The 14,030-nt window shown below is 69.0% G+C and carries 11 protein-coding genes; 6 read left to right on the forward strand and 5 right to left on the reverse strand.

Annotation, left to right across the window (positions count from 1 at the left end; genetic code table 11):
• Both OXN85_03065 and OXN85_03070 read right to left on the reverse strand, forming a co-directional pair.
• A partial coding sequence (locus OXN85_03065) for a hypothetical protein (protein MCY3598941.1) occupies window positions 1-1,515 on the reverse strand: 1,515 nt, incomplete at its 3' end.
• A gap of 58 nt (window positions 1,516-1,573) precedes the next feature.
• Window positions 1,574-2,821, reverse strand: coding sequence for a DUF418 domain-containing protein (locus OXN85_03070; protein MCY3598942.1), 1,248 nt, complete (start codon window positions 2,819-2,821; stop codon window positions 1,574-1,576).
• A gap of 95 nt (window positions 2,822-2,916) precedes the next feature.
• On the opposite strand from OXN85_03070, the gene OXN85_03075 reads away from it, so the two are divergent.
• From OXN85_03075 to lhgO, 5 genes are all read left to right on the forward strand, one after another.
• Window positions 2,917-5,094 (forward strand): S9 family peptidase, encoded by a 2,178-nt coding sequence (locus OXN85_03075; protein ID MCY3598943.1) that lies wholly within the window; start codon window positions 2,917-2,919, stop codon window positions 5,092-5,094.
• A 37-nt stretch (window positions 5,095-5,131) separates the two neighbouring features.
• Window positions 5,132-6,343 (forward strand): winged helix DNA-binding domain-containing protein, encoded by a 1,212-nt coding sequence (locus tag OXN85_03080; GenBank protein MCY3598944.1) that lies wholly within the window; start codon window positions 5,132-5,134, stop codon window positions 6,341-6,343.
• A gap of 82 nt (window positions 6,344-6,425) precedes the next feature.
• The gene (locus OXN85_03085; protein MCY3598945.1) at window positions 6,426-7,172 is read left to right on the forward strand and encodes a hypothetical protein; all 747 of its coding nucleotides are present in this window, start codon (window positions 6,426-6,428) and stop codon (window positions 7,170-7,172) included.
• Window positions 7,169-8,053 (forward strand): hypothetical protein, encoded by an 885-nt coding sequence (locus OXN85_03090; protein MCY3598946.1) that lies wholly within the window; start codon window positions 7,169-7,171, stop codon window positions 8,051-8,053. Before OXN85_03085 ends, OXN85_03090 begins: the two co-directional genes overlap by 4 nt.
• On the forward strand, window positions 8,050-9,249 hold the full coding sequence (lhgO, locus tag OXN85_03095; protein ID MCY3598947.1) for an L-2-hydroxyglutarate oxidase: 1,200 nt from the start codon (window positions 8,050-8,052) through the stop codon (window positions 9,247-9,249). Before OXN85_03090 ends, lhgO begins: the two co-directional genes overlap by 4 nt.
• Window positions 9,250-9,255: 6 nt before the next feature.
• Here the strand turns inward: lhgO and OXN85_03100 are convergent, their stop codons facing one another.
• Window positions 9,256-10,038: a class II aldolase/adducin family protein gene (locus OXN85_03100; GenBank protein MCY3598948.1), complete on the reverse strand. Its 783-nt coding sequence runs from the start codon at window positions 10,036-10,038 to the stop codon at window positions 9,256-9,258.
• Between the two features lie 136 nt (window positions 10,039-10,174).
• Here OXN85_03100 and OXN85_03105 point away from each other — a divergent pair, with 136 nt between their 5' ends.
• Window positions 10,175-11,200, forward strand: a complete 1,026-nt coding sequence (locus OXN85_03105) for a YpdA family putative bacillithiol disulfide reductase (GenBank protein MCY3598949.1) — start codon at window positions 10,175-10,177, stop codon at window positions 11,198-11,200.
• A 7-nt stretch (window positions 11,201-11,207) separates the two neighbouring features.
• On the opposite strand, the gene OXN85_03110 is transcribed toward OXN85_03105, so the two are convergent.
• Together OXN85_03110 and OXN85_03115 are read right to left on the reverse strand one after the other, a co-directional pair.
• On the reverse strand, window positions 11,208-12,449 hold the full coding sequence (locus tag OXN85_03110; protein MCY3598950.1) for a CoA transferase: 1,242 nt from the start codon (window positions 12,447-12,449) through the stop codon (window positions 11,208-11,210).
• Window positions 12,450-12,498: 49 nt separating this feature from the next.
• A partial coding sequence (locus tag OXN85_03115; GenBank protein MCY3598951.1) for a S9 family peptidase occupies window positions 12,499-14,030 on the reverse strand: 1,532 nt, incomplete at its 5' end.

Here is a 14,030-nt window from a genome sequence, read left to right on the forward strand (position 1 = left end):
CGTCGCGATCTGGGCGGGGGACATGAGCTGGCCCAGGATCGGCTCCCCGCCCGCGAATTCGATGCCGGAATAGTAATTGATGAATGTGTTGAACCCCTCATCCATCCACGCGTACCGCCGCTCGTCGGAACCCACGATCATCGGGAACCAGGTATGTCCGATCTCGTGGTCCGTGACGGAGAAGAGGAAGGCGCCGCGGGACCGCCACGAACAGAAGACGATCATGGGATACTCCATCCCGAGCGCGAGGCCGGCCACATTGATCGCGACGGGATACGGATAGCGGAGCCACTGCTCCGAATAGTACCGGACGCTGTGACGGAGATATTCGGTGGAGCGTTCCCAGCCGCTGCCCACGGGTCCGCCGATGCTCTCCTCAGGGTAGACGGACATGATGAGGACGTCCTCCCAGCCGGCGGCGTCCCAGACGAAGCGGTCGGAGGTAGCCCACGCGAAGTCGCGCACGTTCTCGGCGCGGAAGCGCCATGTGAGCGGGGCTTCGCCGGGTGGCCGCGTGTGGCCCTCTCCGGCTTCATCCGGCCCGATGATGTGGACGGCCTCCTCCGAGAGGCGCGCCTCGGCGAGCCGCTCGCGCTGCATCGGCGTGAGGACTTCCTCGGGATTGAGGAGTTCTCCCGTTGCGACGACGATGAAATCACGCGGGACGGTGAGTTCGACATCGAAGTCGCCGTACTCCAGGTACCATTCGCCCTGCCCCAGGAAGGGCGACTGGTTCCACCCGTTCACGTCGTCGTAGGTGAAGACGCGGGGGTACCATTGCGCGAGCTGATAGATGATCCCGCCCCGGATGTCGAGTTGCCCCATGCGGTCGCCGCCCGTCTCGGGGATCTCGAACGCGAAGTCGATCTCGACCTCGACCTGGCTCCCGCCCGGAGGGAGGGGTTCGCCGAGGAGGATCTCCATCATCGTGTCCTCGGTCCGGTACTCGGGGACCGTCATCTCGCCGCCGAGGTCGGCGCGCACCCCCGAGATCACGAAACCGCCGTCCTTGAAGAAGCCGCCGTGGCGAACGTCCCCGCCGAGTTCCTCCGCTCTCAGCGCCCCGTAGCTGGTCTCGCGGAAGAGGTTCTGGTCGAGCTGCACCCACAGGCTCGCGAGCGAATCGGGACTGTTGTTCGTGTAGGTGATGCGTTCCGTGCCCTCGATGCGGTCGTCGACGAGAGTGACCTTGATGTGGTAGTCCGCCCGCTGCTGCCAGTAGGCCTCGCCGGGCGCGCCGGCAGCATCCCGAAACTCGCCGGGCTCGGGGAGATCAAGCGGTTCGAAGGCGACCGCCGGATCGAAGATCCTGCGCAGGGAATCGCGGCGCGCGAGTTCGGCCGCTTCCGCCGCCTCCCGCGCTTCCCGTTCACCTTCTTCCTGCGCCGCCAGCCCGCCCGCGGGCGAGAAGCCCGCGACGGACGGCAGGGCGGCCAGCGGAGAGAGGACAAGCATGAGCAGCGCGACCGGCCCCGCCGCGTGAAGTGCCCGCATCCCAGCCCCGATCCCCTTCATCGAACCTCCATGTTCCATGCTGCGTTCAGTTCCGCTCCGCGTTCGGCTGCCCTTGTCCTCACACGATCCTCAGCGGCTGACGCTTCCCGTAGGACAGTGTACGCCAGACCCACTCCAGGGGTCCGAAGCGGAACCGGGCGAGCCACCACGGCGACCACGCCAGCTGGAGCGCCCAGATGGCCACGACGATGCCGACGCACGCCGCGCCCCCCACCCGCTCGAACAGGCCCAGCCCATGGCCGTAGAAGATGAGCGAACACAGCACGCTCTGGACAATGTAGTTCGTGAACGCCATGCGACCGACGGCGGCCAGGCGCGCGCGGGCGCGAGACAGGCGCCCGCTCCGACCCAGGAGCATCACCAACCCCACGTAGCCAAGGAAGACACCGATGGAGCCGACGTAGTTGAAGAGGCTCCCTCCGAGCTTCGACTGCTCCCAGGCGAACCCGGCCTCCACGTTGTACCAGACCCCTGCGGCGGCGAGCGGCAGGCCGAGCCCGAGCCCCCAGAGGACGAGCCGGCGGTAGAACGAGGCCGGCCACGTCGCCGAGAGCACGCCCAGCTTGTAAAGGGCCATGCCCACGAGCATGAGCCCGCCCGCTCGCCACAGGAGGTAGCCCGCGAAGGCGACGGTCTCGACGAGGAAGGCGTAGTAGGCGCGGACGGGCATCTGCTGCGCCCAGCCCCCGCGCATCGCTTCGATCTCCACCCTGATCTCCGCGGCCGCGGGCGCCCACTGCGCCGCGACCTCCGCCCGCTCCCCGGCGGGCCAGTACGGAATCGACCAGTGGGCGAGGCCCATAACGAGTACGACGATCCCGACCGCACACCCCCCGGCCCACAGCAGGCGGCGGGGCGCCCAGTCGCGGAACCCGTACAGGATGAAGCCGCAGAGGGCGTAGGGGACGAGGATGTCTCCGTGCCAGATCCCGTAGGCGTGAAGCAGTCCGATCGCGAGGAGCCAGAACTGGCGGCGATAGTGCAGCCGGCCTCCCGGGACGCCGCGACGGTCCATGCGCTCGCTCATCATCGCGATCCCCGCGCCGAACAGGAGGGAGAAGATCGAGATGAACTTCGTGTCCGCGAAGACGTTGACCGCGGCCCAGATCCAGAGGTCGGTGGCCCCGAGGCCGCCGCCCGGGGCGGCGGACGGATTCCGGTAAGCCGCGGAGACCCAGGCGAAGCTCCAGATGTTGACGATGAGGATGCCCAGCACCGCGACGCCGCGGAGCACGTCGATCGCATGGATGCGCTCGGATCCCGACACCGGAACGGCGGTGCCGGCGGCTTGCAGAGTCTCGGACATCTATCGCCTGTTCGCTTGTTGCCTGTTCGCTATGTTGGGGGCGTGGTGCGATGCGCGAGCACGCAACGACGCCAGGTGAACCGAGAGGTGTGAACATGTCCGGGTCCAGGAACATTCTGTCTCAGCCCTTCCTCCTCCGCACCCCGCTGAGGGTCCCCACGCTGACCGCGGTCTTCATCCTGACCGCATCCTTCGGGGCGCATGAAGCCCGCGCCCAGGCCGACGACGCGTGGACCCCGGCGCTGAGCATGCAGTACCGCGCGGTCTCCGGCACCGCGATCTCCCCCGACGGCTCCCGCATCGCCTTCGTGGTGCGCGAGCCGCTGATGGAAGGACCGCAGTCGGAGTATCGGAGTCACATCTGGATGACGGACGCGGACGGGACGGGGGCCGCGCAGTGGACGCGTGGGGAGGCGTCGGCGGGGGCGCCGCAGTTCTCGCCCGACGGCGCGTGGCTGAGTTTCAGCTCCGGCCGCGACGGAGAGGGCGAGGCGGGCAGCCAGGTGTGGGCGCTGCCGATGGCGGGCGGCGAGGCGCGGCAGCTCACGAAGGCGGAGGGATCGGTGGCGGGGTATCGCTGGTCGCCCGACGGGACGCGGATCGCCTTCCTCATGCGGGATCCGCCGACCGCGGACGAGAAGAAGGCGCGGGAGGAAAAGCGGGACGTGATTCTCGTCGACCGGAACTACAAGTTCGCGCACCTGTACGTGGCCGCCGTCAACGCGGCGTCGGACGAGCCCGCGACGCCGGTTCGGCTCACCCACGGCGACTTCCATATCACCGGATTCGGCTGGGCGCCGGACGGGGAGAGGATCGTGTTCGCGCACCAGGTCGATCCCCGTATCAATACGGGGCGGCTGAGCGGAGATCTCTCCACGACGACCGTCCCTGACGCAGCGGAGATCAGTGAAATCCTGGCCGCGCGGGAAGCCGAGGGAGACGACGACGAAGAACCGGCCGAAGGCGGCGACACCGGTCCGGCCGCGGTCGGAGAGATCGCGCTCCTCGTGGGCGGGGCGGGGATCGAGCGGAGCCCGCACTGGTCGCCGGACGGCGCCTGGATCGCCTACGTGTCGACCGGGAATCAACCGGAGCCGATCGGACTCGGTGACGTATATGTCATGCCGGCGGGGGGTGGAGAGGCCCGGCGACTGGACACCCCGAACCGGAGCGCGTCCGTGCTCGGCTGGTCGGGGGACTCCTCCGAACTGCTCCTCCTCGAATCGCTCGGCACGCGCAGGCACGTGCTGGCCGTGCCTGCCGATGGCGGCGAGATGCGTTTCGTCTCCTACGGGGATGGCGTCGTCGGCTCCGTCGCGCTCACCGACGACGCGAGCCGCATGGCCTTCACGTGGCAGACCCCCGAGGAACCGTGGGACGTCTTCGTGTCGCCCACCAACGGGTACTCGCCGCAGCGGGTGTCGGATGTGCATGCCGACGTGCCGCGCCCGGAGATGGGGCGTACCCAACTCGTCTCCTGGACGTCCACCGAAGGATTCGAGATCGAGGGGCTCCTCACCTACCCCGTGGACTACGAGGAGGGCGAGCGCGTGCCGCTCATCCTGAACGTGCACGGCGGGCCGGCGGGCGTCTTCAGCCAGAGCTTCACCGGCAGTCCGGCCGCGTACATGCTCCAGTACTTCGCCCAGGAGGGCTTCGCGATCCTGCGCCCGAACCCCCGCGGCTCGACCGGCTACGGGAAGGACTTCCGCTACGCCAACTTCCAGGACTGGGGCTACGGCGACTTCCGCGACCTCATGTCGGGGGTCGACCACGTGATCGACATGGGGGTGGCGGACCCTGACCGCCTCCTCCTCATGGGCTGGAGCTACGGCGGCTACATGACGTCGTGGGCGGTCACCCAGACCGACCGCTTCGTGGCGGCGAGCATGGGGGCCGGACTCCCGAACCTGGTTTCGATGACGACGACGACGGACATCCAGGACTACCTCGTGGGCCACATGGGGGTCGAGTTCTGGGAGGACTACGAGCGCTACGAGCGGCACTCGGCAATGTACCACATCGCGAACGTGGTCACGCCGACGCAGGTGATTCACGGGGCCGAGGACCTGCGCGTCCCCTTCACGCAGGGGCAGGAGTTCTACCGCGCCCTCGACCGCCGCGGCGTGCCGACGGAGATGGTCGTGTACCCGCGCACGCCGCACGGGCCGCGCGAACCCAAGTTCGTCATGGACGTGTCGGAGCGGATCCTGACCTGGTTCCGGAAGCACCTGGGATCGGAAGCGGTCGCGGCCGAGGACGAGAGCCGCTGAGCCGCCGGGCCGCGACCCGGAACCGCGCCGCGGCGGCGTGAGCGGGGCCCGCCGGGGCCATCCGAAGTTCACCCGGGAGGCGGCCACCCGATTGTGGCTGCACCGCCAGGGGCTCGACCGGCCGCGGGGGTCGAGCCCGCTCGCCCCGGCGGCCTTCGTCGACCATCTAACGCGGACGGGCGCGCTTCAACTCGACAGCGTGAACGTGGTGGACCGGGCCCATTACCTGACCCTCTGGAGCCGGTTCGGCTCCTACGACCGCGCGGACGTGGACCGCTGGGTGTATCGGGACCGCCTCGCGTACGAGTACTGGGGGCACGAAGCCTCGATCCTTCCCATCTCCCATCTTCCGCTCGGGCGGCGGCGCATGCGACGGTTCCCGCCCGAGAGCTGGTCGGGGCGCGCGTGGTGGAGCCGATACGCGACGTCGACGGCGTCGAAGCGGCGTGTGCTGCGGCGTCTGCGCGCGGAAGGACCGCTGGAGAGCGTCGACTTCCAGCCGCAGCCGGCCGAACGCGAGGAGAAGACGGACTCGCTCGCGTGGCGCCTGAAGGAGGACAAGCGCTCGCTCAAGCTGCTGTGGCACGACGGACGGGTCGCGGTGACGGGGCGGCGCCACTTCCGCTGCGTCTATGACGTGGCGGAACGGGTGTACCCCGACGGGCCGGCCGCAACGCTCGCGGAGTACCGCGACAGCTGGCTCCTCGTCGGGCTTTCGGGCTGCGGCATCGCCCCGGAGCGGCACCTCGTCAACTACTTCACCGGACCGGAACTGAACGCGGCGGAGCGGCGGCGAGCGATCGCCCGCAACCTGCGGAAAAAACGGATCGTCGAGGTCGGGGTGGAAGGACTGCGGGGACCGTGCTACGCCCTGCCCGAACACCTCGACGGCATTAACCGACTCCCGGAGCCCGCGGGGACGACGCTCATCTGCCCCTTCGATTCCCTCCTCTGGCAGCGGAAGCGCGCCGCCGAACTCCTGGACTTTCACTACACCGTCGAGATCTACGTCCCGGCGAAGAAGCGGAAGTACGGCTACTACGTCCTGCCCATCCTGCACGACGGCCGGCTCGTGGGCCGGCTCGACCCGAAGCTGCACCGCGACCGCGGCGTGCTCGAAATCCGCGCCTTGCACCTCGAGTCGGGCTTCGCCCCAACCGCGCATTTCACGACCGGGCTGAACGCCGCGGTCGCCGACCTCGCCGATTTCCTCGGCGCGGACGACATCGTCATGCCGCCGAACGGCTGAGCCGGGGCTCCTCGGGGTATGGACCGGCGCGACTGCCGGACCGTACCGTTGGGAAGATTCTCGCGAACTTCGGAGGTTCACGATGAAACGCCTCTTCCGGCCCTGCCGCGCCCACTCTCCAGCGGCCATCGTCCAGGGCCTTCTCGCCCTCGCGCTCTCCTCCGCCACCGCCGTGGCGGCGCAGGAGGGGAAGCTACGGATCGTTCAGACGAACTCGGCGGGGGACAACGTCCACATCATCGATCCGGCCACGAACAAGGTCGTGCAGGTGATCGACGGGATTCCCAAGGCGCACGGTGTCGCCGCGGCGCCGGATGGCGGGACGCTCTACTTCAGCAACGAGATCGACCGCACGCTGGAGATCGTCCCCACGGACGTCATGAAGGTCGTGGAGCGGATCCCGCTCTCGGGGCGCCCGCACAACGTCGCGATCAGCAAGGACGGCCGGAAGGTGTACGTCGCGATCATCCAGGACTGCCGTTGCGTCGACATCGTGGACCTGGAGAAGGGCGAGGTCGTCAAATCGATTCCCACGCGGGGAACGGTGCACAACGTCTTCATGTCGCCGGACGGACGGCAGCTCTGGTCCACGAGCAAACCCAACGGGCACGTCTACGCGTGGTCGCTGCCGGACCTCGAGTACCTGGGCGGGGTCGAGGTCGGCCACATCCCCGACTGGCTCACGATGACGCCGGACAGCCGCTACCTGTACGTGGCGAACGCGGGCTCGAACGATGTCTCCGTCGTCGACACGAAGGAGATGAAGGAGATCGCCCGCATCCCGGTCGGCCAGACGCCGAAGCGCAACAAGACGGTGGTGTTCCCGTGAGCCGCGCGAACCCGGCGCGGAAGCGCGCGGCGTTCGGGCGGTACGTGGCAGCGGTCACCCTGGCGTGGATGGCGTCAGCTTCCGGCGCCGGCGGTGTGGCAGGCCAGGAGCCGCTTGACTTCGAGCGCTACCGCGAGGCCATCGAGCCCATCTTCCTCGCGGACCGCGGCGGATGGGGGCCGGGACGGGCTCCGTGCGTCACCTGCCATGCCGAGCAGGGCACGCCGCTGCGGCTTCAGCGGCTTCGCGAGACGGACGATGGCGAAGTGTACTGGTCGGAGGCGGACTCCCGCCGGAACTTCGAGGTCGTGTCCCGCCTCGTCACGCCGGGCGACCCCGATGGCAGCCGCCTCCTCAGGAAGACGCTCACGGTGCCGGCCGGCGGCGCCCCGCTCCACGTGGGCGGGAAGTTCTTCGAGTCGAAATCGGATCCGGAATGGCGGGCCATGGCCGATTGGGTCGCGGCGGCCGACCCGGTGGAGCGCCCCGCGCCGCCACGGCTCGACTTCGACTTCTTCCGCGACTGCGTCCAGAAGATGTACCTCGACAAGCGCCCGGGCGACGTGGAGTGCATCCACTGTCATGAGACCGGGGCGCGCGGCTTCGCGCGGCACATCCCCGAGGATCGCGACTTCTGGAACCAGGAAGAGTCGCGCGGCAACTTCGCGATCACGCGCCGCTACGTGGAGCCCGGCGAGCCAATGATGAGCCGACTCCTCACGCATCCCCTCCACCCGGCGGCGGGCGGCGACTATTTCCACGGCGGCCCCCGTCGCTGGGACACGATGGATGACCCCGAGTGGCAGATGCTCGCCGCGTGGGTGCGCGGCGAGACTCCCGAGTGCGTGGTCGGAGCGGAGGCTGACACGGGCGGTCGATGACGAAACCGCTCGACATCGCCGTCATCGGGGGCGGCATCGTCGGGCTTGCCACGGCCGACGCGATCCGGCGGGCCCGGCCGGATCTCTCGCTCACCGTGCTCGAGAAAGAGCCGGAGGTCGCGGCGCACCAGACGGGGCGAAACAGCGGCGTCATCCACGCCGGGCTGTACTACGCGCCGGGGTCGCTCAAGGCGCGGCTGTGCACGGAGGGTGCCGAGCGGCTGTTTCGCTACTGCGCCGAGCGAGGCATTCCGACCACGCGCACCGGCAAGATCGTCGTCGCCACTTCGCGCGATCAGCTCACGGCCCTCGCCGAACTCGAGCGGCGCGGGACGGCGAACGGCGTGGCCATGCAGCGGATCGGCCCCGGCGGAATCGCGGAGATCGAACCGCACGCGCGCGGCGTGGAGGCGCTCCACGTACCCGCCACCGGGGCGGTCGACTTCGGTGACGTGGCGCGGGCCTTCGCGGCGGATCTTTCCCGCGACGGCCACCCGATCCGCGCAGGCTTCGAGGTGCGGGAAGCCCGCCGCTCCGGGCGCCGCACCGTGCTCGCCGGCCCCCCGGGCGACATCGCCGCCAAAGTCGTCGTCAACTGCGCCGGGCTGCACGTCGACCGCGTGATGCGGATCCTGGGGCACGAACCCGATCTCAAGATTCTGCCCTTCCGGGGGGAGTACTGGGGCCTGTCGGAAACCGCCGCCGGGCTCGTACGGGGCCACATCTATCCGGTGCCGGACCCGCGGCTTCCCCATCTCGGCGTCCACTTCACCCGGAACGTCGCGGGACGCGTGGAACTCGGACCGAACGCGGTCTGGGCCTGGGGCCGGGAGGCCTACGGCCGCCTCTCGGCCCGCCTGCCCGACGCCCTCGAAGCGTTGAGCTACCGCGGTTTCCGGCGCCTGGCGCAGGCCCACTGGCGGACCGCCGTCGAGGAGCAGTGGCGCTCGCTGGACCGGCGCTCGGTCGTACGCAAGGCGCGCGCGATGCTTCCCGCACTCGAAGTGCGCGACCTCGAGGCATGGCGCTCCGGCATCCGCGCGCAGGCCGTGGACACGGATGGCGCCCTGATCCACGACTTCGTGATTCGGGAAGGGCCGGGGGTCGTGAACGTGCTCAACGCCCCCTCCCCGGCGGCCACCGCCTGCCTGGCCATCGGGCACCACATCGCGGGCCGCGCCCTGCAGCAACTCTGACCAGCGTCAGGTGGCGTAGTCGTGCCCTCCCGCGTCCAGCACGTCCTTCATGCCGTCGAGATAGCCGGCCTCGCCCACGGCGTAGACGGACAGGGCGGCATTGTATCGCGCGGCCTCGACGGGAACCGGGCGGATCTTCCCGCCCGACTGAAGCGCCAGCATCTCGTTCATGCACGCGCGCTCGAGCTGGTAGAGCCACAGCATCGTCTTCTCGATCGTGTCGCCGACGACGAGCACCCCGTGGTTCGCGAGGAAGAGGACGCGCTTGTCGCCCAGGGCCTCGACCATGCGCTCACCTTCGTCCGCCTCCGTCACGATCCCCTCGTACCCGAAGTACGCACAGTTCCCGTAGAAGATCGCCGCGTTCTGGCTGCCCCGCTCATCGAACGTCCAACCGTCGACCGAGGCGAGCGCCGTGCTGAAGGGAGGGTGGACGTGCAGCGCGCACACGATGTCGGGCCGAGCGCGCTGAATGGGTGCATGGATCGCCCATGCGCTCACGTTGAGCCGCCCTTCGCCGCCCACCGAACGCCCGTCGGCATTCACCTCGACGAGATTGCTGGCCGTCACCCGCGAGAAATGCGTTCGTCCGGGCGAAATCAGCAGGTGCCCCGGCCTGCCCGGCACCTTGCAACTGAGGTGGTTCCAAGTGCCTTCGTGCATGTTCTCGTGCACGATGATCCGGTGCACCGCCGCAAAGTCGACGCGCGCCCGCCGGATCGCGGCCTCGTCGACGTCCGCTTCGGTCGCGGACGGGTTCGGGGGGGATGCAGTCTTCGGCGCGCTCATTGCCTGCCTCCTTCGGGCTTGGGAGTCTCCGCGAACCTCACGCCAGACGTGCGGGGGGTCAAGCGCCCCGATCGGTTCCCCGTTCCCGGCCGAACGATTACCATCCCGCGCTCACGAATCCTCCGGAGAAACGCGGGTGACAGTGCGGACGACACCGGACTCCAGCGCCGAGACCGAACCGCTTGACGTGACCATCGTCGGGGCCGGCCCGTGCGGGCTGGCGGCGGCCGTCGCCGTGAAGCAGCGCGGGCTGAGCTACGCCATCCTCGACCGCGGGTGCATCACCGAGTCGCTGACCCACTACCCTTCCTACATGATGTTCTTCTCGACGGCGGAGCTGTTGGAGATCGGCGGCGTGCCGTTCACGATTCCGGAGCCGAAACCCACCCGCCGCGACGCGCTCGCCTACTACCGGCAGGTCGTCTCTCACCACGGCATCGACGTCCGCCAGTACGAGGAGGTCACGGCTGTCCACCGCGAGGCGGGCGCCTTCACGCTCGACACCCGAACACGGGACGGACGCGAGCGGCGGATCGCCTCGCGGGCGGTGGTCATCGCCACCGGAGGTTTCGGAGAGCCGAACCGGCTGGAGTTCGAAGGAGACAGCCCGCACGACCGCGTCGTCCACTACTACCGGGAACCGTATCCCTTCTTCGACCAGGACGTGATCGTCGTGGGCGGGGGAAACTCCGCCGTCGAGGCGGCGCTGGACATGTACCGAAACGGCGTCCGTGTGCGGATGGTCCACTTCGCCGACGCGCTGGACCGGGGCGTCAAGCCGTGGGTGCGGCCGGACATCGAAAACCGGATCGCGGGCGGGGAGATCCTGATGCACTGGAACTCCCGGGTCGCCCGGCTCGGACAGGGCAAGGCCACGGTCGTCGATGAGGCATCGGGCGAAGAGACCGAGGTCGCGAACGACTGGGTGCTGGCGATGACGGGTTGGCGACCGGACGCCGCCCTGCTCTCCAGCCTCGGCGTCCCCACGGATGCCGACACGGGCATCCCCGCCCACGACCCGGCGACCATGGAGACGACGGTGCCGGGCGTCTACATCGCGGGCGTGATCGCCGCCGGCTTCAACGCGAACAGGATCTTCATCGAAAACGGCCGCGAACACGGTGCCCTCATCGCCACCCACCTGGCGGACCCGCCGCGCTGAAATACTCTCATTTCTCGCTCCTTCCCGATTCGGTCCCGATGATGGCCTCCGCGGCCAGTCGGGAGACGTCGGCGTCGGAGAGGTCGAGGATCCCGGTGAGGATCTGTCGCGTGTCGCGGCCCAGGGTGGGCGCGGGGTTCACCGGCACATCGGGTGCGTCGGAGGTGAGGAGCGGGGTGCGGACGAACTGGAGTTCTCCGAGTCCGTCGTAGTCCACGGCGACCCGGACGCCGCGCGCCTCGAGTTGCGGGCACTCGAGCAGATCGTCGGAGGTCTGCACGGGCCCCGCGGGGACGCCCACCTCCTGGAGCCGGCGCACCGCCTCGTCGCGGGTCAGTTCGGCGAACACGGGCCGGACGACCTCGTCGAGGAGCGCGCGGTTCTCGGTGCGGGCATCGGGGGAATCCAGGCGCGGATCCTCCAGCAGGTCGGGGCGTCCCAGCATGCGGCAGAAGCGGCGCCACATGATGTCGTCGGGAATCGTGAAGGCCACGTATCCGTCGCTCACCGGCATCGGTCCGCGCGGGTAGAAGCCGGGCGGATCGCCCCGTCTCGGCCGCGCCCCCGTGTTGGCGGCGAGCGACACCATGCGCTCGTTCAGCGACAGCACGCCGTCGTACATGGCGGAGTCGATGAACTGGCCCTTTCCCGTCATGGTGCGCCGGTAGAGCGCCATCGAGACGCCGTGCGCCGCCGCCATCCCCGCGTACAGGTCCGGCATTCCGTAGATCGAGGGCGAGGGCGGCTTGTCGGCGAAGCCGATCATGTGCATGACGCCCCCCATCGCCTCCGCCACGACATCGAACGAGGGCCAGTCGCCGTATGGGCCCTCGCGCCCGGGTAGTCGCCCGAACCCCGACACGGCGGCGTATACGAGTCCCGGGTTCAGCTCGGCCAGCGCCTCGTACCCGAGACCCATCCGGTCGACGGACCCCGGCCGCAGGTTCTCCACCACGACATCGGACTTCGAGACGAGGGAACGGTAGAGATCGCGCCCCTCATCGCTCTTGAGGTTGAGCGCGAGGGATTTCTTGTTCCGGTTGTACGCCATGAATCCGACGCCCATGCGGACGCCGTTCCGCTCCACGAAGGGTGGAATGGACCGGCGCGGATCCCCCAGGCCCGGGCGCTCGATCTTGATGACCTCGGCCCCCGCGTCCGCGAGCAGCAGCGAGCAGTAGGGGGCGGACATGTACTGTTCGAGGGCAAGGACGCGCACTCCCGCCAGCGGCCGGCCGGCGTCGCTCATGCGTGATCTCCCGGGTTCGGGGGCAGCGTTCGACGACAGGTCCGCGGCGTCAACTCGTGGCGGGCGGCGTCCGATACTTGTCGAACCACGCCACGATGTTCGCGATCTTGGCCATGAGCTGGCTCGGGCGGCGGCTCATGTCGTGCGATGCGCCCGGCAGCCGGATCACGGCGGTGTCGATCCCGCGCAGCTTGAGCGCGTGGAACATCTGGTACGACTCCGACAGCGGCGTCCGCAGATCCTCCTCCCCCGTGATGATCATCGTGGGCGTGTTCACGTTCCCCACGAGCGAGATGGGAGAGAACTCCCAGTACGGGTCCGGGTTCTCCCACGGCAGACCCTCGTAGCGGCTGTGGTAGTAGCCGTACCAGTTATCCGCCGTGAGCGTCTTGCTGATCCAGTTGACGACGGGTTTCTGGGCGACGGCGGCCCGGAAGCGGTCCGTCTTGCCGACGATCCACGCCGTCATGATGCCGCCCGCGCTCCCTCCGGTGACGAACAGGTTGTCCTCGTCGATGTACCCCCGGTCGATGACCGCATCGACGCCGGAGATGAGATCGTCGTAGTCCTGCCCCGGGTAGTTGTGATAGAGGAGGTCCGCGAACTCCTCGCCGTAGCTCGTGCTCCCGCGCGGGTTCGCGTACAGGACGACGTATCCCGCGGCGGCGAGGAGCTGCATCTCCGCCGAGAAGCGGTCTCCGTAGTTCGAGACCGGACCCCCGTGGATCTCGAGGATGAGGGGATAGCGCCGGGCCGGATCGAAGTCGGGCGGTTTCACGATCCACCCCTGGATGGGACGGTCGTCGAAGGATGAATCCCACCAGATCTCCTCGACCTCCCCGAGTTGCCGGTTCGCGAGCAGGTCCTCGTTCAGTGACGTGATGCGACGCACGCCGCGACCCCTCGCGCCCACAGCGACCTCTCCCGGCGATTCGGGACGGGTCTGGTTGAGCGCGAAGCTCCCGTCGTCGGCGACGCTGAAGGACCCGCCGCCGTACGGACGCCCGTAGGACGTGCCCCCCAGATCCTCGGCCAGCACTTCCAGATCGCCGGCGAGCGTGGCGAAACCGACCTTCGAGTTCCCCTCGTCGTCGTACTGGAAGTAGATCCCGCTCCCGTCGGAGGCCCATACGGGGTTCGAGACGCTGCGGTCGAGACTGGCCGTGAGGACGCGCTGCCCGCCCCCGTCCAGGTTCATCACCTGGAGCCGGCTCACCTGGTAGGTGCGCGTGCGGTCTTCGTAGCCCACGAAGGCGATCTGCCGCCCGTCGGGAGAGACGGCCGGACTCCGGTCGGGTCCGGGGCGGTCGGTGAGCGCCCGCACTTCACCGGTCGCGATCGAGACGGTGTAGAGCTCGGAATTACGGTAGTCGTGGATCCAGTCCTCGTTCCGGTTCGACGAGAAGACGAGGCTCGCGCCGTCCGGGGTCCACGCGGCCGGGCTCTGGTGCTGGAAGTCGCCCGACGTCACCTGCGTGGGCGTGCCGCCTTCGACCGGGACGATGAAGAGGTGATCGAAACCGAAATCCAGGTATCCGACGCCGTCCTGCCGGTTCTTGAAGCGGTCCTCCATGATGGGAG

The sequence above is a fragment of the Candidatus Palauibacter australiensis genome (assembly GCA_026705295.1).
GTDB lineage: Bacteria > Gemmatimonadota > Gemmatimonadetes > Palauibacterales > Palauibacteraceae > Palauibacter > Palauibacter australiensis.